Raw genomic sequence first — 21,964 nt, 5'->3', positions numbered from 1 at the left:
GGCGGCTGAATTGTCGGTGCTATCCGATACGTTGGGTCTGTCAGTGGGGTGTGTCGGGAGGATCGACGTGGGTGACCTGCAGGAGCGTGCCAAGAATCGCCTGATCATGCTGGATGGACACTTCGCACATCCTGTGAGGGTCGAGCACGTCGAGGAGATCGGCTCGGACGTCTACCTGGTCCGCGTCCGGCACGCGAACGGCGCCCCAGACGAGACTCAGGTTTTCGAGGCCGAACTGGAAGCGGCTCTGGCGCAGTCTGCGGTGCAGCCGGCACTGGTCAGCTCCCAGGACCTCTTCCTCTGGGTTGAGTCTCAGCGCATCCGGCTCGCCTTCGCCCACGACCCCCTCTTTGCTGTGTCCATGAGCGGCGTCCGGGGGTTGCCTCACCAGATCGAAGCCGTCTACCGCCACATGCTGCCGCAGCCCCGGCTGCGCTTCGTCCTTGCGGATGACCCGGGTGCGGGCAAGACGATCATGGCGGGTCTGCTGCTCAAGGAGTTGAAGCTCCGAGGCGTCGTCGAGCGGGTGCTGATCCTCTGCCCGGCTCCGCTCACCACGCAGTGGCAGGACGAGATGCTGGACAAGTTCGACGAGCAGTTCGAGGTGGTGAGCGGAGAGCAGGTACGCCACCAGGTGGGACGCAGCCCCTGGGAGCGCTACCCCTTGATCGTGAGCAGTCTCGACTTCGCCAAGCGCGATGACGTTCGCGATGACCTCCTGCGAAACCAGTGGGACCTGGTGATCGTGGACGAGGCGCACAAGGCGTCCGCGTTCACCAAGCGGGGACAAGACGAGCGAGTCGTCAAGACCAAGCGCTACTCCGTTGTGGAGGGCGTGGCGCAGCAGGCTGACAGGCTTCTCCTGCTGACGGCGACGCCCCACTCAGGAGACGAGGACAGGTTCACCCGCTTCCTCGGCCTGCTCGACCCCGATCAGTTCTCCACGGCGGATCTGGTAAAGAAGCAGATCGCCAACGACGACAACCCGTACTTCCTTCGCCGCCAGAAGGAAGATCTCGTCGATGAGCACAATGGGGCGCTCTTCGTCGAGCGCCACGTACGCACCCAGCCTTTCCAGCTCTCGCCTGCCGAGTACGAGCTGTATTTGAGCGTCACCCAGTACGTCAATACCTACCTTGGGGCGAGCGGCGGCTCTCGCGGAAACGCGGTGGCACTCGCCCGGACTGTGCTCCAGCGACGGTTGGCATCCAGCCTCGGAGCAATCCGATCATCGCTCGCAAAGCGCGCGAACCGACTGGAAGAACTGGCTGAGCAGCTCGCCGGGATGCGACCGGCCGACCGCAATCGCCGCCTGGCGGCGCTGGGCCGTATTCCGGCGGACAGCGACTTCGACGACGTCGAGGCCGAGTCAGATGATATCGACGAGACTGTCGATGACCTGCTGGCCACAGAGGTCAGCAGCGCAGGACAGATTTCACAGTTGCGCGTTGAGGTGGCCGAGCTGCGCAAGCTCGTCGCGCATGCCGACCGCGTCCGTTCCCAAGGAGAAGAGCGAAAGCTCGCTGCTCTTCGCGACTGCCTGGAGCGGGCCGAATTCCAGGAGCTGCGGGACGGCCGCGGGAAGCTGCTGATCTTCACCGAGCACAGGGACACGCTGGAGTATCTGCGGCAGCACTTGGAGGAGTGGGGCTACGACGTTTGCACTATCCACGGAGGCCATCCGCCGGCGGAGCGCAAGCGTATCCAGCATGACTTCCGGCAGAACAAGCAGATCTGCATTGCCACTGAAGCGGCTGGCGAAGGAATCAACCTTCAGTTCTGCCACTTGATGATCAACTACGACCTGCCGTGGAATCCCGTTCGCCTTGAGCAGCGCATGGGTCGCGTTCACCGGATCGGCCAGAGCGCCGACTGCTGGATCTTCAACTTCTGCGCCACCAACACGGTGGAGGGTGAGCTCCTTGAGAGGCTGCACGCGCGCCTGGAGGCCATGCGCCAGGACCTCAATGGCCGCGTCTACGACGTCATCGGCGAGCTGTTGACGATCAACGGTATCGACTTCGAGCGCCTCGTAAAGGAGACGCTCGCAAATCCGACTCGCGCAAACCGTGATGCGGCAGTGGCAGAGATCAACCGCCTTGACTCGGAGAAGCTGGCCGAGTATGAGGAGGCCACCGGAATCGCTCTCGCCAAGAAGTATGTCGACATCGAGTGGGTCCGGGGACAGAACTTCCTGTCCGATGAGCGCCGCCTCATGCCGGAGTACGTCGAAGAGTTCTTCCTGCGGGCCGCAGGCCGGCAGCACCTCCGGGTAGAGCGGCGCGCTGACCAGCTGCTTCGGGTCGAGCACGTTCCGGCGGCTCTCCGCAGCGATGACCTCCTCTCGGTGCGGCACCGCGGGCGCCCCGCTGCCGACTACCGCAAGCTCACGTTCCGCAAGGAACAGCGCGACCGAGTTGAGCATGAAGACGCGACTCTCTGCTCCCCTGGCCACCCCCTCTTCGCAGCCCTCGCCGAGTCGCTCGAGCGAGACCTGACGGCCGAAGGCGTGCCCCAAGGCGCAGCCGTGTTCATCGATCCGGGCACCGCGGCGCCGTACTTCGTACACCTGTTCTCGTACCAGATCGTCGGCGAGGATCTGCACGGCTCCCCGGAGCAGGTCTTCTCCGAGGTTGTGGCAGTGATAGAGGACCACGATGGCCTCCACCGAGGCCCAGCGGACGTTCTGCACACGCTCACGCCCGCTGCTGGTGACAACGTGGAGCCGCCCTCTCCGGACCACATCAAGCTGGCCACCGACTGGCTGCGGGTCAAGGTGCAGCTTCCCCGCTCCTCCGCCGAGCGGACCAACCGCTTGGAACACGCCAGACTTCGAGCCACCTACCTGAACGAGGCGATGGCCGCCCAGAAGCGCCGCCTGGAGGACCGATGGGTCTCGTACAACTCGAAGATCGACGCCGGCGACGACTCGTACCGCCTTCTGCGCGACAACACTGACCGGCAGCTCAAGGAGCTCGGCCACCGACGTGCGTCGAAGCTGGAGTCGCTCAACCGCCTCGGCGTCGTCCGGCCGGGCAAGGTGACTCACCTCGGCACGGCGGCCGTGATCCCGCCTGCGACCCCAGACGATCCGGACGTCGATGTCATGCGGCCGAGCAAGGCCGTCGAGGACGCCGCCGTGGCCGTAGCAATGGACTTCGAGCGCGAGGCGGGGTGGACCCCTGAGTATGTTGGGGATCTGCGGGATGGCTCGGGCTTCGACATCCGCTCCACCAGGACTCTGCCTGACGGATCCAGTGAGGTGCGTCGCATCGAGGTCAAGGGCCGGGGCGTTCCGGCTGGCGACGTGGGCCTGTACCGTACAGAGTGGTATGCCGCCCAGCGCTGGGGAGCGGGGTTCTGGCTCTACGTCGTCTACAGCGCGACGTCGAGGCCGAATCTGCTGCGCGTCCAGGACCCCTACCACACGCTTCCCAACGTTGCTGCCATCAGGCAAATCACCGGGTATCGGGTGCCGGGCGCTAGTATCCGAGCTCACGCGGTCGGCAACATCGAGACCGTGGGGCGAGAGGACTAGCGTGCGCGACAGCAGTGAAAAGCGGCTCATCGAAGACGTCATCCCGATCGACGTCATCAGCCGCACCAGCGCGAGCGAGAAGGTCGGAGGGCGCGTCGGACACCCGGCGTCCCTCCACCTCTGGTGGGCCCGCCGGCCTCTCGCGGCCTCTCGTGCTGCCGTCTACGCCGCTCTCGTGCCCGCGGCCGGGCGGACCCGGTCCGTTGACGAGCTCTCCGACTTCTTCGACGCCCTGTGCACCTGGGGCGGCCCAGCGCAGCCCATCGAGACCGCCCGGGAGGAGGTCCTTGCCGCGAATGGCGGCGAGGCCCCGAAGGTAGTCGATCTCTTTTCCGGCGGGGGCGCCATCCCGCTGGAGGCACTGCGGCTCGGATGCGAAGTAACTGCCAATGAGCTGAACCCTGTCGCTCACCTCATTGAGCGGATGCTCATGGAGTACCCGCAGAGCTATCCCGGACTCGGCGACGACATTCGCCGGTGGGGAACCGCCTGGATCGACGAGGCGTGGACGGCACTGTCAGACCTGTACCCGGCGGTCGATAGCGGTACTGGTCAGACGATGATCGGCGAAACCGACACGGATAAGCGCCTTCCTCTCGCCTACATCTGGACCCGGGCGGTCCGCTGCCCGAACCCGGCCACTCCTGAGCATGACGCTCACCTCCTCCGTCAGACATGGCTCGGCCGGAAGAAGGGGCGCTATATCGCTCTGAAGCCAGTCCCTGACCGCGCCACCTGGTCCCTACGCTACGAGGTTGTGGAGGCCACCACGGAGGAAGGTCTCGGTTTCGATCCCGCAGAAGGATCACGCGGCGGAGAGGTGACCTGTCGCATTTGCGGTGCTCCGGTCGAGAGCCGGTATGTAAAGGAAGAGGCCCGTGCCGGTCGCATGACCACGGCACCGCTGACTGCCCTGGCACTCAAGCCTTCGGGCCGCGGTCGCGACTACCTTCCGGTAGGGGAATATGACCTCCCCGACGATGCCGAATGCATGAAGCGGTTGGCGGAATTGCCGATCGACCCGCTCGATGAGCCGCTTCCCGGAACGATGCGAATCACCGGCGGAACCTGCATGGTGTACGGATTCTCGCACTATCGAGATCTGTTCACCCCGCGCCAGCTTCTCGCCCTGAGCACTCTTGCCGTTGGCATCCGTAAGGTGCATGACGCGGCTCGCGAGAGCGGAATGGATGAGGGGCGCGCTGCAGCTGTTGCCACGGCCTTGGCCATGGCTCTGAACCGAGTAGCCGACCGACTGTCGAACTTGTGCCGCCTGGACACCAAGAATGAGGGCGGAACCAACACTTTTGCACGGCAGGCCCTACCCATGGTCTGGGACTTCTACGAGGCAAACCCCTTCGCTGGCGCCTCCGGCGACGTGCGCAAGTACCTCAAGGAGACGGCAAACCTCGTTGACCGGCTGGCGACCATTCGGAATCCTGCCAAGTGTGTCCGCGGATCTGCAGCCGCCCTGCCGCTTCCGAATGACTCACAGGACGCCGTCGTTACCGACCCGCCCTACTACGACAACATCTCCTACGCGGACCTTTCGGACTTCTTCTACGTCTGGCTGAAGCGATCGGTCGGGTTCCTTTACCCGACCGATCTTGGCGGGGAACTCACTCCCAAGAGGAGTGAGGCGGTCGTGGCGGCATACCGCCACGCGGGAAGTAAGGACGCGGCGCGTCAGCACTACGAGACGCTGATGGAGCAGGCATTCCGTGAGGCGCATCGGGTCCTGAAGCCAGGAGCTCCCCTGGTCTGCGTATATGCGCACAAGACCACCTCCGGCTGGTCAAGCCTTGTGGAGGCACTGCGCGTAGCGGGCTTTACGATCACTGAGGCGTGGCCCCTCGATACCGAGATGCCGGAGAGGGCGGTTGGTCGGGGCACGGCCAGCCTGGCGTCGTCCATCTTCCTTGTGGCTCGGAAGCGCAACCCGAACGCCGGGGTGGGCAGCGAGGGCGAGGTCATGGCCGAGCTCAACGACATCATCAAGGAGCGGTTGGAGAGGCTGGAGAACCTCGGCATCACCGGTGCCGATCTCGTCATCGCGACCGTGGGTGCCGGCCTCCGGGCCCTGACGCGCTTCGAGCGAGTTGAGCAGGACAACGGAGACGTCCTTCCTGCGGAACGCTTCCTGGAGATGGTGCAGACCCGGGTCCTCGACGCGATCTTCGGGTCGCTCGCCGGTGTCGACCCAGTGACTCGCTACTACGTCGCAGCCCAGTACTCCTACGGCTATGGCCAGGTGCCGTTCGACGAGGCCAACAACCTGGCGAGAATGACCGGAGCGGACCTCGACAGTCCCAACGGTCTGACGAACGGCGTAAACCCGCATGTGTCGAAGGCGAAGTCTGCCGTGATCCTTCGGGACTTCGAGGACCGGGGCCACGACGAGCGGCTGGGGCAGCCGAACGTGGACGGCGGAGGCACGATGCCGCTGATCGAGCTCTCCCCGCCGACCGCCGTGCCCCTCATCGACGTGGCACACGGAGTGCTCTGGAGGGCCGAGCACAAGCCTGCCGACGTCCGCCCCTACCTGCTGTCGGTGAATGTCGACGTGATGAGGCTCCAGCAGCTCATCCAGGCGCTTGCTGGTCGAGCGCTGCGCTCAACCGCCAATGAGGCTAAGAGTCGTGAGGCAAGTGCCGCTGAGCGACTGCTAGTTTCATGGCGAAGCATCATTGGGGAACAGGGACTGATCTAGCGTGACAAACGTCGCCACGCACACAGAGATCGAGGGGGAGTAACGCCGTGAGCTCCGGGTACCGGCTGGCACCGTGGACAGACGTCGCCCGTCCGCACGAGGATGTAGCCGCTGGCGTGCTGGACATGGGAACGTACGCGGCCAACCTGGCCGGCGTGTTCCGTGGCCGGCCGGGCATCGCCCCCGTCTACACCGACGCTGGCAAGTTCTACGAGGCGACCTACCTGACGGCCAAGATGAGCGAGCTGCTCAACGACGTCATGGAGGTCCTTGCGGGCGGTCAGGGGTCGCACGTCCTTCAGCTCCGCACGCCGTTCGGCGGGGGCAAGACGCACAGCCTCGTAGCCCTGCTGCATCTGGTTCGCGACCGGCAGGCCGCCATCTCCGCCTGCTCAGCGCTCAAGGACATCGCAGACCCCGGGGACGTTCAGGTTGCCGTCCTGTCGGGCGAGGAGCTTGATCCCCTGTCTCCGATGAAGGCAACAGGGATCGAAACCTCCACGCTGTGGGGCGAACTGGGCGCACAGCTCGGGCGCTACGAGCTGGTGGCTGAGCATGACCGCGCAGGCTCCGCGCCAGGTGGCGACACCCTGCGCCGCGTGCTCGGCGACGGGCCGACGCTCGTCCTGCTCGACGAGGTGCTGGTGTTCGTCGAGAAGGCGATGGCCATTCCTCGGGGTGAGTCCACTGCGGGCCGCCAGGCCATGCTCTTTGTCCAGGCCCTGACCGAGGCGATCAGCTCCCACCCGAAGGCCGTCATGGTCTACAGCCTTCAGGCGAGCGTTGGTGAGGCTGTCGGTGCCGAGGGGCTCCTCAGCGACCTTGACAAGCTGGTTGCCCGCGTAGACGCGAAGCGCGAGCCTGTCGCTGATGACGAGGTCCTGCGTGTGGTGCAGCGGCGCCTGCTCGCCGAGATCGGCGATGAGACGGTCCATGGAGAGGTCGCGCGCGCATACGCTCAGCTCCTGCGGAAGCAACTCCTTGCCACGGCGGAGACCAGCGATGGCCGGCGCGAAGCAGAAGTCGCCGCCGACAACCTGGAGAAGCGGATTCTCGCTGCCTATCCGTTCCACCCCGACCTGCTCGACCTCATGTATCACCGCTGGGGCTCACTTCCTTCCTACCAGCGCACCCGGGGAGCACTGCAGTTCCTCGCCGCCGTGGTGCACATCCTGTGGCGCAACGGCGCCAAGAGCCCCCTGATCGGCCCTGGAGACATCGACTTCACCGACGAGCAGGTTCGCGGCGCCTTCTTCTCGCAGGTCGGGGAGCGGGAGCGGTTCACTGCTGTTCTCTCCAGTGACATCACCTCCTCGGGATCCGGCGCGGCCACGGTGGACCGGCGTCTGGGCGCCGACAGCCCGACGATCTCGCAGCTTGCGGTGGGCACGCGGGTCGCGAGTGCAGTCATGCTCTACAGCTTCGGGGCGCGCGAGGGCGAGGACCGCGGTGTCCTCGAATCTGACCTTGTCCGCGGCGTCCTGGTGCCGGGCCTCGACCGCAACGTTGTCCTCGCGGCACTGCACGACTTGCGGGAGGAGGAGCTCTACCTCCACTACACCGGCCGCCGGTACCGATTCGAGCCGACGCCAAACCTGACCAAGCTCGTTAGGGACGAGGCGAACAAGCTTACGTCGCAAGAGGTTCTTGCTGACGTCCGATCAGAGCTTGAGCTGCAGCTGAGGGGAAGCCTCGGGGTCTCTCTCTGGCCTGACGGCCCTGGTGGCATCGCTGACGAGCAGCCCCTGTTCACCGTTTGCTATCTCCACCCGGACTGGTCGGAGGACCGCGAGCCTCTCGGGAAGTTCGTTGAGCAGGCGGGCAAGGCCGGGGCGCGGCGGTATCGAAACGGTGTCGCCTTCGTGCTGCCCGACAACGCCCAGTTCGACCGGGCGCGCCACGCCATTCGGCTGCGCTTGGCTGCCGACAAGCTGCTGACAAAGGCCGCGAAGTACGGCTTCAGCCCGGAGCAGATCGACGAGCTGCGCGAGAAGTCAGGGAATGCTCGGCGGGATGCCTCCGCGGCCCTGGGCATGGCCTACAGCGCCGTCGCGGTGCCGGCTCGACCTCGGGCTGGCGACGACGCCCCGTATTCCCTGGAGACCTTCGATCTGCGGACGATGCTGGCCGCGGGCCGGGCTCTCCACGAGCGGGTCGTCGAAGCCCTGAGCCAGCGGGTCTTTAGCTCGGTGACTGCGTCCAAGCTTGTGGCGCTGTCCGGTCTCGGACCCGACCGAAAGATCGTGAGGTGCTCTGAGCTCGTCGACTGGTTCTACAGCTACTACGAGTTCACCAAGCTCTGGAAGAAGCAGGCGATTGCGACCGCCGTTGCGAACGCAGTGGCCTCGTCGGAGCTCGGATACGTGGTTGGCCTCTCGGAGGAGCAGGGATCGCTGCGCCCCCGCGACTCGCGGCAGATTCGCCTCGGCGAGCGAGTTCCTGCCGATGAGATCGATCTCTCCGACGACTCGGCGATCCTGTGGCATGACTACGCGCGGGAGCTCATGCAGGAGGTGTTTCCCTCCCCAGGGGAGCCCGCGGCTGAACCCACGCCCAAGCCTCAAACCACTGCTGGCGCTGGGGCAGGCCCCAGTTCTGTATCGAGCACCACACAGCCGACTCCGCCGGCGCCTCCTGCCCCCGCCGACGTGGTGCGGAACGTCAATATCCGCGCGAAGGTTGATAAGTCCGGGATCGGCGACCTCTATCGCTCGCTCGCCTGGCTTCGCGAGCAGCCCGGCGCAGTCGATGTCGAGATTCATATTTCTGCTGAGGGCCCGTTTGATCGGATCGCCTTCCGGAACGGCCTGGTTGAGCCGATCGAGGAGAGCGATCCCAACGCCGAGGTCCGAACAGACTGAGAACGTCGTTCTACTTTGCGCCTACTGGCCCCGCAAGGGCACCCAGAGCACCGCTCTGCCCGGCGGGGCCAGTATTGCGCCACCCAACTGGCGCAGGTCAGCGTCTCTTTACGGTGTGAGCTGAGCCTATGGGCCGCTGGTGCTCGGCGTTATCCGGCATGCAGATGAGCGTCACCCATAGGAGTGACGAGAGGACGTAGCAGCCCCGGAGGGCGGTGGCGCTCGGTAGCTTCGGGACCCGGTGAGAGGAGGGCGGGTGCTGACCGGGCGGAAGTACCGGCTGGAACTGAGCGTCGAGCAGGCCATGCTGGCCGAGATGGTCGGTTCGATCTGTCGCACGGTGTGGAACGTCGGGCTGGAGCAACAGCGGGAGTACCGGCGCCGTGGCCGGTCGATCGGCTATGTCGAGCAGTGTCGGCAGATGGCGGAGGCGAAGGCCGACTTCCCGTGGCTCGCCGAGGCCCCGTCGCACGTCCTTCAGCAGGTGCTTCGGGACCTGGAGGGCGCCTGCCGGCGGCACGGCCCGTTCCGGGTTCGGTGGCGTTCGCAGCGTCGCTGGGCTCCGTCGATGCGGTTCCCGGACGGCAAGTTGATCCGGGTGGAGCAGGTCTCCCGAAATTTAGGCCGGGCGCGGTTGCCGAAGCTAGGCTGGGTCCGGTTCCGCTGGTAGCGCTCGCTGGGCGGGCAGGTCCGCGCCGCCACAGTCTCCCGCGACGGCGGGAAGTGGTACATCGCGTTCAGGGTGGATACGCCGGAGAAGGAGACGACCGTCTCACTGGAGCGCGGCCGGGTGGGCATCGATCGCGGTGTCGTGGAGGCGGTGGTGACCAGCGACGGGCGGATGTTCGACCGGGCCTTCATGACGCCGCGCGAGACCGAACGGCATCGTCGGCTGTCCCGGCAGCTGCAGCGTCGGCGTACCGGCTCGGCACGGTGGCACGCGACCGCGGACGCCATCGTCGTTCTCCACGCTCGAGTTCGCCGCCGCCGCGCCGACTTCAACGCCAAGACCGCCCGGAACCTGGTGACCGGCTGCGCGTTGCTGGTCCTGGAGGACCTGAACGTGCGGGCGATGACCGCCTCGGCCGCCGGCACCGCCGAGCGGCCGGGCACCGGGGTGGCGCGCAAGCGGGGCCTGAACCGGTCAATCCGCGACAAGGGCTGGTTCGCGCTGGAGCTGGCCTGCCGCAGCGCGGCGCGCACGACCGGCACGGTCATCAGGAAGGTGAACCCCGCCTACACCAGTCAGACCTGCCCGCGATGCAGGAACGTGGACAAGAAGTCGCGCGAGAGCCAAGCCGTCTTCGCGTGCACGTCCTGCGGACACCGCGAGCACGCCGACGTTGTGGGCGCGAAGAACACTCTGGCCGCCGGGCTCGGCGGTTACAGGACGTGGAGACCTCCAGCCGTTGGGCGGGTCTGTGAAGCGTCAACCGCCCGGGAGCGGCCGGCTGCGAGGCTGCCCCGCCCCCGGGAGTCCTCGGAGGCCGTCGGGCCGACGAGGAGGAGGCCAAGCAAGGGTGTGTTGGACGCCCAGCGCCATCCGGGGCAGTTGCCGCTGTGGTGACCCGGGTGACGCGTGCCGCCGGCCCTTGGCCGGAGGTGGGTCGCTTCGGTCGCTTCGCGCGGGCTGCGGGAGTGGATGCGGCGGTCCTGGTGCTGCAACACCAAGGAAGGCGCCGGTCATGCCCGCATCGTCCCATCGGAGCCGGCCTGGGCGGAGTCGCTCCGGACGATTACACCAATCTGGTACGAGGAGGAATACCGCGTTCCTCTTCCAGATTGGTCTTTGGGTACGGTCGTGCGGAGGGGGCGTGGGTGGCTGATCTGAAGGTATTCCGGCTCGGGGAGGACGGCCAGGACGTGGAGCTGCGCAGCTCGACCGTGGCGCTGGAGGTGCAGTTGCAGCGCCGGGTGGAGGCGAGCATGGAGGCGATGCTCGGTATCCGGTTCCTGGCGTCGGAGTACCCGACTGGTCCGTGGCACCGGGGGCGGGTGGACTCGCTGGGGCTGGACGAGAACGGCGTACCGGTCGTGATCGAGTTCAAGAAGGGCAATGACAGCGGGGTCGTCTCGCAGGCCGTCTCCTATCTCACCTGGGTGAAGAGCAGCCACCACGAGTTCGAGGCCCTCGTCCGGGAGAAGCTGGGCCCGGATGCGGCCGAGTCCATCGACTGGCGTGCGCCCCGGGCGCTGTGTATCGCGGCCGGGTTCTCGCACCACGATCGGGTGGCCGTTGGTGACCTGGGGCGGCAGTGGCCGATCGAGCTGGTCCGCTACCGGATCTTCGACGGCGGGCTGCTGAGCCTGCAGCTGGTCGAGCCGGTCTCCGCCGCAGTTAGCCCGGCAACCGTACGCAGATCGCCCATGCCTTCGGTGCCGGCGGCTGCCGCCGAGACGGCCGAGCTGCCGGTCGTCGGCGACGTACCGGAGTGCCTCCGGGAGCTCTACGGCGAGCTGGACGAGGTGCTCACCGCGTCGGGCGAGGTGGAGACCGTCGTCCTCAAGCACTACATCGCCTACCGGCGGCTGCAGAACGTGGCCAGCGTGATCTTCCGGCCGTCCGCCTCGCACCGGGTGATCCTGGCGTACCTGCGGCTGGACCCGGACACGGTGGAGCTGGAGGAGGGCTTCACGCGCGACATGCGCGGGATCGGGCACCTGGGCACCGGGGACCTGGAGGTGCGGATCGCCTCGGCGGGCGACCTCAAGAAGGCGGGACCGCTGATCGAGCGGGCGGTTCAGACGGCCTGACGAAACGGCGAGGGCGGCTGGAGCTTCATGCTCCAGCCGCCCTTCTGTGTCTGCGGGCCGGTCGGTGCCGACTGCCCATGGTTCTCACCGTCACGCCTCCGGTCCGGCGAGGACGAAGTCGTCCTGCGTCAGCTCGGCGCGCAGACGCTGTTCGGCCACGTCGGCGTAGTGCGGCGAGAGTTCGGCGCCGACGAATCGCCGGCCTTCGCGTAGGGCGGCGACGCCGGTCGAGCCGCTGCCGGTGAACGGGTCGAGGACGGTGCCGTTCTCGGGGCAGATCTGGACGAGCTGCTGCATGATCTCCAGCGGTTTCTGGGTGATGTGGACGCGGTCCTTGCGGGGCTGGCTGGCGATGAAGTGGCCGGGCAGGTAGAGGTCGCGGCTGTTGTCGAGGGTGCCCTTGACGCCCCAGATGATGAACTCGGCGCTCTGCTTGAAGCCGCCCTTGCGTGGACGGCTGGCGGGCTTGATCCACGGGATGGTGCCCTGCCACGTCCACCCGGCCATCTGCAGCGCGTCGCTGGTGGTGGGCTCCTGTCGCCAGTCGGAGAAGACCATCGCGACCGAGTGCTCCGTGCTTGCCCGGTACGCCTCGGTCAGCAGCTCGGTGAGCCAGGACCGGTAGGAGCGCTGGTCGCGGTTCTCGCCGGGGAAGGTCTTCAGGTCGTGGGCGCTGTTGCTGGTCACGTACTTGGCGCGGGCCTCGCGGCTGGTGCGCTCGGAGCTGGTCCGGCCGCCGCTGTTGTAGGGCGGGTCGGTGATCACCGCGTTGACGCTCTCGTCGGGCAGGGACTTCAGGACGGTGAGAGCGTCGCCTCGGTGCAGCTTGTAGCTCATGGGTTCTTCCTTCAGGGCGTGGTTGGGCCCGCTCCGGGCGGCGCCCGGCGGCAGCCGCCGGGAGCGGGGATGTCGAGGAAGGTAGCGGCGATCGGCGGCCGGACCTAACGAGGGGCGACGCAGGTGGGGGCCTGGTCGGGGGTCGTTTGGTGCGGCCGACTTTCGCGTCTACTGTCTCGCCATGCCAACCGGGCAGCAGGCCGAACGAGCCTGGGCCCGGCGCGTGTTGCCCTGTGCTGCCCTGTGTTGCTCTGTCTCGCGGAGCCACACGGGCGGCACCTTCCTTCCCCCGATTCCGAGGAGCGCCTTCGTGTTCCGGCTGAGATTACGAGCGCGGCTGGCTGCCGCGCGTGACCCGAGACCGGCGTCCGGGAGCTACCAACTCCTCTGACCCGGGCCCGCCCTGAGCGAGGGCGGTTTCACAACCGGCGCGGTGCCGGTGACTTCTTCGCACGAGAGTCCGGCACCGCGCCCTCCTACGAATCCCGCAAGGAGCCGCTGCGATGCAGCATGCCCTGGCACACCCGTGCCCTCATCGTCCCCCGCCAACTGCCCTGTATCGATTCGGCGATGGGCTGCGGCCGTGAAGAAGACCGCTGGCACGCTCGTCGGCGTTCTCGCCTGCGGCCCACTGATGCTGGCTCTGCCAGTGGTGATCGTCGGCGCGGGCAACGCGTCGGCGTCCGCCTGTCCGACCGGCGGCGGTACACAGGCTGTGGACAGTTCCGCCGTCGCGGCGCAGGTGGAGTCGATCCTCAAGGGCTCGAGCCCGCTGTCGGCACCGGCCGTGGCCGGGCTGGACAAGCCGGACGAGCAGATCCCGAACGCCAAGACGATCCAGGCCACCGGTGTGGCGATGCACATCCCCCTCCGCGGGCAGATCGTCGCCCTGGCAACAGCCCTCCAGGAGAGCGGACTCCGGAACATCAACTACGGGGACCGCGATTCGCTGGGCCTGTTCCAGCAGCGTCCATCCCAGGGCTGGGGCACGCCGGCGCAGATCATGCAGCCGGTGTACGCCTCGACCAAGTTCTACGAGGCGCTCAACCAGGTCAGCGGTTGGCAGTCGATGACCATCACCCAAGCCGCCCAGGCGGTGCAGCGCAGCGGGTTCCCCGACGCCTACGCCAAGTGGGAGCCCCTGGCGACCGCCCTGCAGAAGGCGATCGAACCGCTGCTCACCCCCACCGGCACCGCCTCGCCACCACCGGACGGGAGCCCGACCCCGGCGCCGACGCCTTCAGGCGGCGGCACCGCGAGCCCCTCGCCGAGCACCGGCGGCTGCGGAACCTCGACAACGGGTGGCGACGGCACCAACTTCGGGACGATCCCGGCGGGCTCACTCCCGGCCGGGTACACGATTCCGACCGACGCCCCCCAGCAGGTCCAGACGGCAATCCGTTGGGCGCTCGGCCAACTGGGCACCCCGTACCAGTGGGGCGGGACGTGCGAGAACTCGCACGGGCCGGACCCGATGGGCCGGTGCGACTGCTCCTCGCTGATGCAGATGGCCTACAAGGCCGCCGGCATCTCCCTGGAGCGGACCACCTACGACCAGGTCAAGCAGGGCACGGCCGTCTCGGCGGACGCCCTCAAGCCCGGTGACCTGCTCTTCACCCGGGGCACCGCCGCCGTGCCGGAACACGTCGGGATGTTCATCGGCTCGGGGCTCGTCGTGCAGGCCCCGCACACGGGTGACGTGGTCAAGATCTCGACGCTCGCCGAATGGCGGCCGGAGATCCTCGCGGCCCGCCGCGTCGTCTGACCGGCGCTTCTCCCACCTTCCCCTCCCCCTCCTCCCCTCTCGGGCTGCCTTCGCATGCCCATATTCGAACTGGAGTTCTCATGTTTCTCGCCGACGCGGCCACGCAGCTCGCCTTCGACCCCGGCATCACCCCGAACGAGGGCGGGCTGCCCGGCCTTTCGGTCCTCAAGCAGGTGATGGGCTCGCTCAACCTGTTCGGGATCATCGCGATCGTCGGCGCGCTCGCGGTGAGCGCCGGGGTCTGGGCCTGGGGCCACCACTCGGGCGGCCACCAGGCCGAGGCCAACGGCAAGAAGGGCGTACTGGTCAGCGCGGGCGCGGCCTTGCTGATCGGCGCGGCGAACGGGATTGTCGCCTTCTTCTCGGGCCTTGGCGGTCAGGTCCACTGATGCAGAATCGTTCCTTCACCCGTGAAGGCGTGTCCGGCGGCGCATCGCGCGTGCGCCGCCGGGCGCTGCTCGGCCTCGTGGTCCTGGTGGTCCTCGTCGTCCTGGCCGGCGCCCTCGCCTTCTTCACCCGCGATACCCGGGCCACGCCCAACCCGGCTTCGCCGGTGGCCAGTTCGCCCTCCCCTGTCGGGGCTTCCGCGTCGGCCTCGCCCACGGGCACTGCCGGTTCGGTGCCGTCACCGCCGTCGACGCACGATCCGATCGGCTACGCGAAGGCTGCGGCGGTGGCGCTGTGGTCGTACGACACCCGCTCGTACTCGCAGCCGGAGCTGGTGGCCGGCCTCCACCGGTGGCTGACGACCGAGGGGAGTTACGCGGACGCCGGCTCGGTGGACCGCCTGGTGCCCTCGCCGCTGCTGTGGGGACGGATGGCCGACTCCGGCCAGTTCGCCACCGCGACCGCGGACGAGGCGCACTTCCCGGACACGTTCACCAGGGCGCTGCAGGCCGATCCGGGGGCGATCAAGCAGGCGTACATCTACGCCGTCACCGTCACCGGCAAGCAGTCGATCGCCTGGAACGGCGCCCCGCAGGGCGGGGCCGAGGACCGCTCGTCCACCCTCGCCGTCCAGTGCCGCCCCGACCGTCCCTGCGCTCTGGTCGGCGTGCTGCCGACCGTCTCGCCCTAACCCCAGGAAGGAGGTTCCCCCATGGGTGTCTGCGACGTCCCCATGATCAGCCAGGTGTGCGACGCGGTCGACGCGATCAACTTCGTCTCCGATCCGGGCAAGAGCATCACTGACGGCATCGGTGCGTGGATCACCAAGTCGATGACGGAGCTGGCGACCAGCGCTGTCAACCTCGCCTCGCAGGGGGTCAACCAGACCACCGGCATCGACCTGAACGCCGGTTGGTTCAGGCAGAATTACGAGCTGATCCTGCCGATCGGCCTGATCCTCACGGTCGGCACGTTCTGCGCGCAGCTGATCCTCGCCGCCTGGCGCCGTGACGACCGGGCGCTGGCCCGCGCGGCCTGGGGCACGATGACCGGTGTCCTGTTCTCCTTCTGCGCGATCTCCTTCACCTCGGTGGCGGTGACAGTGGTCGACGCGTTGTCCGATGGGCTGTTCAAGGCCGCCGGGACCACGTTGGAGGACGCGATCCGGCGGATCATCAAGGTCTCCGAACTCGGCTTCATGTACGGGCTCGGCTGGACGATCCCATCCCTGGTCGCCATCGGGTGCGCGATCGGCGCGTTCCTCTACTGGGGCACGATGGTCGCCCGCAAGGTCGGCATCCTGGTCTTGGTCGTCCTCGCGAGCTTCGCGGGTGCCGGCGGAGGCTGGGAGGTCGCGCAGCGCTGGCGGCGCGGCTGGATTGAGGCCACCGCCACCCTGGTGGCGTCGAAGCTCCTGATGACCATCGTGTTCATTACCGGCATCTCCGCGATCGGCAACTCGAACGCCCATGACGGGATGAGCGCCCTCTCCGACGCCATGGCCGGTGTCGTGATCATGGTCTTGATCCTGCTCTGCCCGTACGCCTGCTACAAGTTCATCCACTGGGCGACGGACGGCTCGGGCCACGAGGACATGCACCGCACCAGCGTCGCCGGTGTCGCGGTGGCCGCTGGGGCGGCGAAGACCGCTGCCGGCCTCGCGATGCAGATGGGCACCGGTGTCCCGGCCCCGCAGGGCCCCAGCCAGGTCCCCGGGATGAACGGCGGCGGTGCCTCCTCCGGCATCGACCCGACCGGGCGGATCAGCAAGGAAGGCATCGACGCCGGCCCCGCGCAGCAGCCGACGAAGTTCCGCTTCGGCGAGGACCCGGCAGCGCCCGGTGACCGCGGGCGCGCCCTGGTCACCCGGCCTGGCATCCCGGCCCTGATCACCCGGGCCGCCTCCGGCTCAGGTGGTGGGCAGCCGTCGTCCGGCGGCGGCCAGAACGGAGCCGCAACCCAGCCTGCCACTCCGTCCGCGCCGGAACTGTCGACGACCCCGGCTGCACCCGCGCCTTCGGCGCCGAGTCCGGCCCCCTCGGTCCCGGCACCACCTCCACCGGCAGCCTCCGGACCGTCTCCGGCCGGAGCACCGTCCCGGTTCGTCTTCCCGAACCGGCCCACCGAGCCCGGTTCCTGACCGGCTCTTGTTCCTGGGGCGGGCGGCCGTTCGCCGCCCGCCCCAGGGCCCCCGGTCCGAACTCTCGAAGGAGCCCCGCGATGACGTCCAGAAGAGCGCCGCGCCCCCGACCGCCACCCGCATGCTCACCACCCTGGAATCCCAATGCCCTCCTCGACGCCCGACGCCACCCCTGCGTCCGTCAAGTTCCCCCACCGCAGCCGCCGAGGCATCCTGCTCGGCCTGAGCGCGCCGCAGCTGATCGCCTGCGCTGCCACCGGCCTGATGCTGCTCCCTGTCCTCACCACCCGGGGCGTCACTGGCGCCCTGCAGCTCATCCCCCTGTGGGCCGCTGTCGCCGCCCTGGTGTTCATCCGCTACCGGGGCCGCACCCTCGCCGACTGGGCACCGATCGCCGCCCGCTACGGCCTGCGGCGCCTGCGCGGACAGCTGGTCTGGCTCGTCCGCCCCTCCTCCCGCCCGGTGCGCGAGGGTCTGCTCCACCTGCCCGGCAGCGCGGCCAGCCTGCGCGTGGTCACCGCCCCGGACCGCCGCTACGGCGCCGTCCACGACGCGCACGCCGGCACCCTCACCGCGATCGTCAAGGTCTCCTCCCGCGCCTACGCCCTCCTCGACCCCGGTACCCAGAGCGCCAACGTCAACGGCTGGGGGCGTGCTCTCGCGGCGCTGGCCCGCACCGGCCATGTCGCCCGGATCCAGGTGGTGGAGCGGACCGTCCCGGACACCGGCGACGCGCTTCGCCGTTACTGGGAGGAGCACGGCCACCCCGACGCGCCGCTCGCCGGCGAGCTGTACGGGGAGTTGATCCGGGGCGCCGGTCCGGCCGCCGCCCCGCACGAGGCATACGTCGCCGTCGCCATGGACTTCAAGGCCGCCCGGCGGCTGATCAACCAGGCCGGAGGCGGCCTGACCGGCGGCTTCGCGGTCCTGGCCCAGCTCACCTCCGCGTTCGAGCAGTCCGCCCGCACCGCCGGCCTCAACCCGACCGGCTGGCTCAACGCCAACGAGATCGCCGCCGTCGCCCGTACCGCCTATGACCCGAAGTCCCGTGCGGCGCTGGACCGCTGGTCCGAGGACGGGCGCCCGGCCGCCGACCCGGCCGCCGCCGGTCCGGTGGTCGTGGTGGAGAAGGCCGACCACATCTCGACCGACTCCGCCCACCACACCACCTACTGGGTGGAGAACTGGCCCCGTACGCAGGTCAACCCCGGTTTCCTGCACCAGCTGATGTTCGCCTCGGGTGTGCGCCGCACGGTCTCGCTGTCCTACGAGCCGAAGGACCTGGACTCGGCGATGCGCGATGTCCGCCGCAAGAAGGCGTCGGTGATCGCGGACTCGGCCGAGCGTGCCCGCAAGGGCCAGGTGGCCAGCGAGGCCGACTCGGTGGAGTACCAGGACATCCAGGATCGCGAGCGGCAGCTGATCGCCGGCCATGCCGACGTCGCCCTCACCGGGCTGCTGACCGTCTCCGCCGACACGGAGGACGAACTGCGCTCCGCCTGCGCCGTGGTGGAGACCGCGGCCGTGGGCGCCCAGCTCGACCTGCGCCCGCTCACGTGGCAGCAGGCCGAGGCGTTCACCGCCTCCGCGCTGCCGTTCGCCCTCGCCGCCTGATGCCGGCCCGCCCTCCCTCTGAAAGAGCACCCTGATGCCGGCCACCCCCGCCACCGCGCAGGACTTCGTCCCGTACGCGACCGCCGCGATCGACTTCCATCGCGCGCTCAACGTCCCGACCGGCCCGCTGGTCGCCTCCCGCGCCGAACTCGACTGCCTGCACGAGCACTTGGTCTCCCTGCACGGCCTCCTCGACGCCCACACCCAGCGCACCTCCCCCCTACTGCCGGCCGAGGGCGACCACCTCAAGGCCGCCCGCACCCGCCTGTGGCAGGCCGCCGACCACCTCCACGCCGCCTACCACGCCTCACCCCGGCCCGGCAGCGGTGAGGTCCCCGGCCCCGACGCATGCCGCGCCCGCCTTCCCGAGGGCGCGCCGGAGCTGACCATCTGCCGCCGCCACCAGGAAACCGCCCAGCTGGTCCGCCGCCGCACCACCCCCGCCGACCTGCACGCCCCGTTCACCGGCCTCGTCCGCCGCTGACTCTCACCCCCCGGAATCCGTGATCATGCCCAGGAACCGCGCCACCGCCTCCCACTTGTTCGTCCCGCGCAAGACCAGCCGAGCCGACCGGCGCTCCGCCCGTGCCGGGTTCGCCGAGGCCCGCACCAAGGCCCGCCTCGCCACCCTGCCGACCGTGCGACGCGAGCGCGAGGCCGCCGACCCCGAGCTGCGGCCCGTCTACCCGGTCTCCGGCCGCCCGGGGCCTGCTTCCGCGCGCGGCGGCAAGCTCCGCCTGCCCAAGCACCGCATGACCACCGCTGTCGCCGGCGGGGCCTACCCCTTCCTCGCGGAGGCCGGCCTCGGCGCCGAGGGGATCTTCATCGGTCGCGACCTCCACGCCGAAGGCTCGTTCTGCTACGACCCCTTCGCCCTCTACAACTCCGGCCGAATAGAGGGCTTCACGAACCCGAACGGGATCCTGTGCGGCATCATCGGCATGGGCAAGAGCGCGCTCGCCAAGTCCATCGCGACCCGCGCCATCGCCCACGGCTACAAGATCTACATCCCGTCCGACCCGAAGGGTGAGTGGTCGGGCCTGGCCGAGGCCCTCGGCGGCCAGACGATCGCGCTCGGCCCCGGCCTGCCCGGCAAGCTGAATCCGTTGGACGCACCGCAGCGTCCGGACGGGGTGAGCGAGGAGGACTGGACCGCCGAGGTCCGCAAGCGGCGCCTCCTGCTGTTGGCCAGCCTTGCGGCCACCGTGCTCAAGCGCGATCTGCTGCCGATGGAGCACACGGGCCTGGACGTCGCGCTCGACCTGGCCGTCGCCGACGCCGAGGCGACGGGCACGGTGCCGCTGCTCGGTGACATCGCCCAGGCTCTCGGCCGACCTGAGCGCCTGGATGCCGCCCTCGGTGACCAGGCCGGCAGCCTCGGCCACGCCACCGATGACCTCGCCCACGCTCTTCGCCGCCTTGTCCACGGCGACCTGTCCGGCATGTTCGACGCGCCGTCCACCGTGATGTTCGACCCGGACGCGCCGATGCTCTCGATCGACCTCTCCCGGCTCGGCAGCAGCGGCGACGACACGGCCCTGGTGCTGGCCATGACCTGTGCGAGTGCGTGGATGGAGTCCGCCCTCGCGGACCCCGCCGGCGGTCGCCGGTGGGTGATCTACGACGAGGCGTGGCGGATCATGCGGCACGTCGGCCTGCTGGAGCGGATGCAGCAGCAGTGGAAGTTGTCGCGGGGTCTCGGCATCGCCAACCTCCTGATCTTGCACCGCCTTTCGGATCTGCTGTCCGCAGGCGACGCCGGTTCGCGTGGTCGCGTGCTCGCCGAGGGACTCCTGGCCGACTGCAGCACCCGGATCATCTACCGGCAGGAACCGGACCAGATCCCCGCCGCCATGGCCCTGCTCGGTCTGACCGGCGTCGAAGCCCAGGCCATCGCCGCCCTCACCCGCGGCCGGGGCCTGTGGAAGGTCGCCAGCCTGAGCTTCATCGTGCAGCACCTCCTCCACTCCAGGGAGAAGCAGCTGTACGACACCGACTTCCGCATGGCCGCTTGACCGGCCCGACTTCAGGAATCCTGAACCCGATTGTCTACCAACGACGTTGTGTCCTACCTCGACCACGCCCATCTCACGGCGGCCGACTTCACGGAGTTCGAGCAGCTGGTCGCCGCCCGCCCCGACCAGCGCCCCGCCCTTCACACCAACTGGCACCCCGTACTGACCTCCACCCAGCGCGACGGCGCCCAGTGGGTGTCCTCATCCGCCGTGTTCAAGCCCTGCGATGCCCGCATCGACAGCGAACTCGGCGAGGAGACGTACGTACAGGTGTACTTCGACGAGGACGGCCGGGCACTGCCCGACCGGCCCCGCCGCCCCGTGCCCGTTCCGCCGCTGGCCGCCGAGCTGGCCGAGCACCTGCCCGGGTGGTCCGTCCAGCCCTGTCCCCTCAACCCCGGCCGGGATCTCGTCGAACTGCGCGAACGGCTCTGGGGTGGAGGTCCAGCGCCCTGGGACAGCGTCTCGGCCCCGCACACCGCCCTGCTCCTCGCGGGCCCCGGCGGTGAGCGGTTCCTCGCCGTACGGCCGCGCCCCGGCCACGAGCTGGTGGTCCGCGCCGCCCTGCCCGACGACGATCCCGACAGCCTCCTCGGCGGCATGAAGCCCCCGGCCCGCATCGTGTTCCCCGCCGACGCGACGCCAGCCACGGTGGCGGCCGATGTCCGGGACCGCCTCGCGCCCGGCTACCGGCAGGCCGCCTGGCAGGCGCGGACGAACTCCTTCGCCTTCGCCGCCGAGGGCCTGCAGCGACTGAGCACCGTCTACATCCCCGGAACCGGCTTGCCTTGGAGCCGTCGTGGGGAGGCCGGCGGCTTCGAATCCGAGGCCGGCCGCAACCGTGCGGCCTGGCGCTACATCACCACGCTCACCGACCAGGGTCCGCACCTCGTGGCCGGCATCCGGGCCACCGCCCGCGTCGAGGACCACCTCGACCCCGTCACCGGCCCCGCCCTGCGACGGCTCGGCGAATCCGAGAGGACGCTCGGACGGCTCCGGGAGATCCGGGAGGGCTGGCAGGACGCCATGGACTGCGTCCTCCCCGGGCACCCCACGGCCCAGCAAGCCCGGGACCGCGCCGTGGACCTGCGCAACCAGGAGGCGTGGCAGGCCGCCGCACCGCTCAGGGACGGCCCGCTTCCCGCGCTCGCCGCGCACGTCGCACCAAAGATCGCCCAGCCAGTGCAGGACCGCGAGCAGCAGGTCAAGGCCGCGCTCGCCCGCACCGGCCATCCCCGAGGCGACTCCTCGGTGACGCCTGCACCGCCCCTCCCGCCGGTTCTCGGCACACCCCGCCGCACGCGGTAACCGCCTACCACCGCTTCGCAGCCGGACCAAGTCCG

General features: G+C 68.9%; 15 protein-coding genes. 14 read left to right on the top strand and 1 reads right to left on the bottom strand.

What is annotated here, in order from left to right:
• Positions 1–67 precede the first annotated feature (67 nt).
• From ABTY15_RS02740 to ABTY15_RS02715, 6 genes are all read left to right on the top strand, one after another.
• Positions 68–3,538 (top strand): helicase-related protein, encoded by a 3,471-nt coding sequence (locus tag ABTY15_RS02740; protein ID WP_350574880.1) that lies wholly within the window; start codon positions 68–70, stop codon positions 3,536–3,538.
• A gap of 1 nt (position 3,539) precedes the next feature.
• On the top strand, positions 3,540–6,248 hold the full coding sequence (locus ABTY15_RS02735) for a DUF1156 domain-containing protein (protein WP_350574877.1): 2,709 nt from the start codon (positions 3,540–3,542) through the stop codon (positions 6,246–6,248).
• Positions 6,249–6,295: 47 nt separating this feature from the next.
• Positions 6,296–9,109 carry an ATP-binding protein gene (locus ABTY15_RS02730; RefSeq protein WP_502893403.1) on the top strand — a complete coding sequence of 938 codons (2,814 nt, stop codon included), beginning with the start codon at positions 6,296–6,298 and terminating at the stop codon, positions 9,107–9,109.
• A gap of 256 nt (positions 9,110–9,365) precedes the next feature.
• On the top strand, positions 9,366–9,779 hold the full coding sequence (locus tag ABTY15_RS02725) for a helix-turn-helix domain-containing protein (protein ID WP_350574874.1): 414 nt from the start codon (positions 9,366–9,368) through the stop codon (positions 9,777–9,779).
• A 6-nt stretch (positions 9,780–9,785) separates the two neighbouring features.
• Positions 9,786–10,676, top strand: a complete 891-nt coding sequence (locus ABTY15_RS02720) for an RNA-guided endonuclease InsQ/TnpB family protein (RefSeq protein ID WP_502893409.1) — start codon at positions 9,786–9,788, stop codon at positions 10,674–10,676.
• A 251-nt stretch (positions 10,677–10,927) separates the two neighbouring features.
• Positions 10,928–11,863, top strand: a complete 936-nt coding sequence (locus ABTY15_RS02715) for a DUF5655 domain-containing protein (RefSeq protein WP_350574869.1) — start codon at positions 10,928–10,930, stop codon at positions 11,861–11,863.
• Between the two features lie 90 nt (positions 11,864–11,953).
• Here ABTY15_RS02715 and ABTY15_RS02710 read toward each other — a convergent pair whose 3' ends face one another.
• Positions 11,954–12,700 carry a DNA-methyltransferase gene (locus ABTY15_RS02710; RefSeq protein ID WP_350574867.1) on the bottom strand — a complete coding sequence of 249 codons (747 nt, stop codon included), beginning with the start codon at positions 12,698–12,700 and terminating at the stop codon, positions 11,954–11,956.
• Positions 12,701–13,334: 634 nt separating this feature from the next.
• On the opposite strand from ABTY15_RS02710, the gene ABTY15_RS02705 reads away from it, so the two are divergent.
• From ABTY15_RS02705 to ABTY15_RS02670, 8 genes are all read left to right on the top strand, one after another.
• Positions 13,335–14,465: a C40 family peptidase gene (locus ABTY15_RS02705; protein ID WP_502893408.1), complete on the top strand. Its 1,131-nt coding sequence runs from the start codon at positions 13,335–13,337 to the stop codon at positions 14,463–14,465.
• Between the two features lie 80 nt (positions 14,466–14,545).
• The gene (locus ABTY15_RS02700) at positions 14,546–14,854 is read left to right on the top strand and encodes a DUF6112 family protein (RefSeq protein ID WP_033819819.1); all 309 of its coding nucleotides are present in this window, start codon (positions 14,546–14,548) and stop codon (positions 14,852–14,854) included.
• A complete protein-coding gene (locus ABTY15_RS02695) occupies positions 14,854–15,543 on the top strand; it encodes a hypothetical protein (RefSeq protein WP_350574860.1) in 690 nt (229 codons plus the stop codon). The genes ABTY15_RS02700 and ABTY15_RS02695 overlap by 1 nt, the downstream gene beginning before the upstream one ends.
• A gap of 21 nt (positions 15,544–15,564) precedes the next feature.
• Positions 15,565–16,992 carry an SCO6881 family protein gene (locus ABTY15_RS02690; RefSeq protein WP_350574858.1) on the top strand — a complete coding sequence of 476 codons (1,428 nt, stop codon included), beginning with the start codon at positions 15,565–15,567 and terminating at the stop codon, positions 16,990–16,992.
• 144 nt (positions 16,993–17,136) lie between these two features.
• Positions 17,137–18,606 carry an SCO6880 family protein gene (locus ABTY15_RS02685; RefSeq protein ID WP_350574855.1) on the top strand — a complete coding sequence of 490 codons (1,470 nt, stop codon included), beginning with the start codon at positions 17,137–17,139 and terminating at the stop codon, positions 18,604–18,606.
• A gap of 34 nt (positions 18,607–18,640) precedes the next feature.
• Positions 18,641–19,090 carry a DUF6238 family protein gene (locus tag ABTY15_RS02680; protein ID WP_350574853.1) on the top strand — a complete coding sequence of 150 codons (450 nt, stop codon included), beginning with the start codon at positions 18,641–18,643 and terminating at the stop codon, positions 19,088–19,090.
• Between the two features lie 25 nt (positions 19,091–19,115).
• Positions 19,116–20,621 carry a putative type IV secretion/conjugal transfer ATPase gene (locus tag ABTY15_RS02675; protein WP_350574850.1) on the top strand — a complete coding sequence of 502 codons (1,506 nt, stop codon included), beginning with the start codon at positions 19,116–19,118 and terminating at the stop codon, positions 20,619–20,621.
• 48 nt (positions 20,622–20,669) lie between these two features.
• Positions 20,670–21,929: a hypothetical protein gene (locus tag ABTY15_RS02670; RefSeq protein WP_350574847.1), complete on the top strand. Its 1,260-nt coding sequence runs from the start codon at positions 20,670–20,672 to the stop codon at positions 21,927–21,929.
• Positions 21,930–21,964: the final 35 nt, after the last annotated feature.

Origin of the sequence: Kitasatospora sp. NPDC097643 (assembly GCF_040302625.1) — a bacterium.
Taxonomy (GTDB): Bacteria; Actinomycetota; Actinomycetes; order Streptomycetales; family Streptomycetaceae; genus Kitasatospora.
Note: the sequence above shows the minus strand (reverse complement) of the source record. Positions and strands in the feature narration are given on the sequence as shown.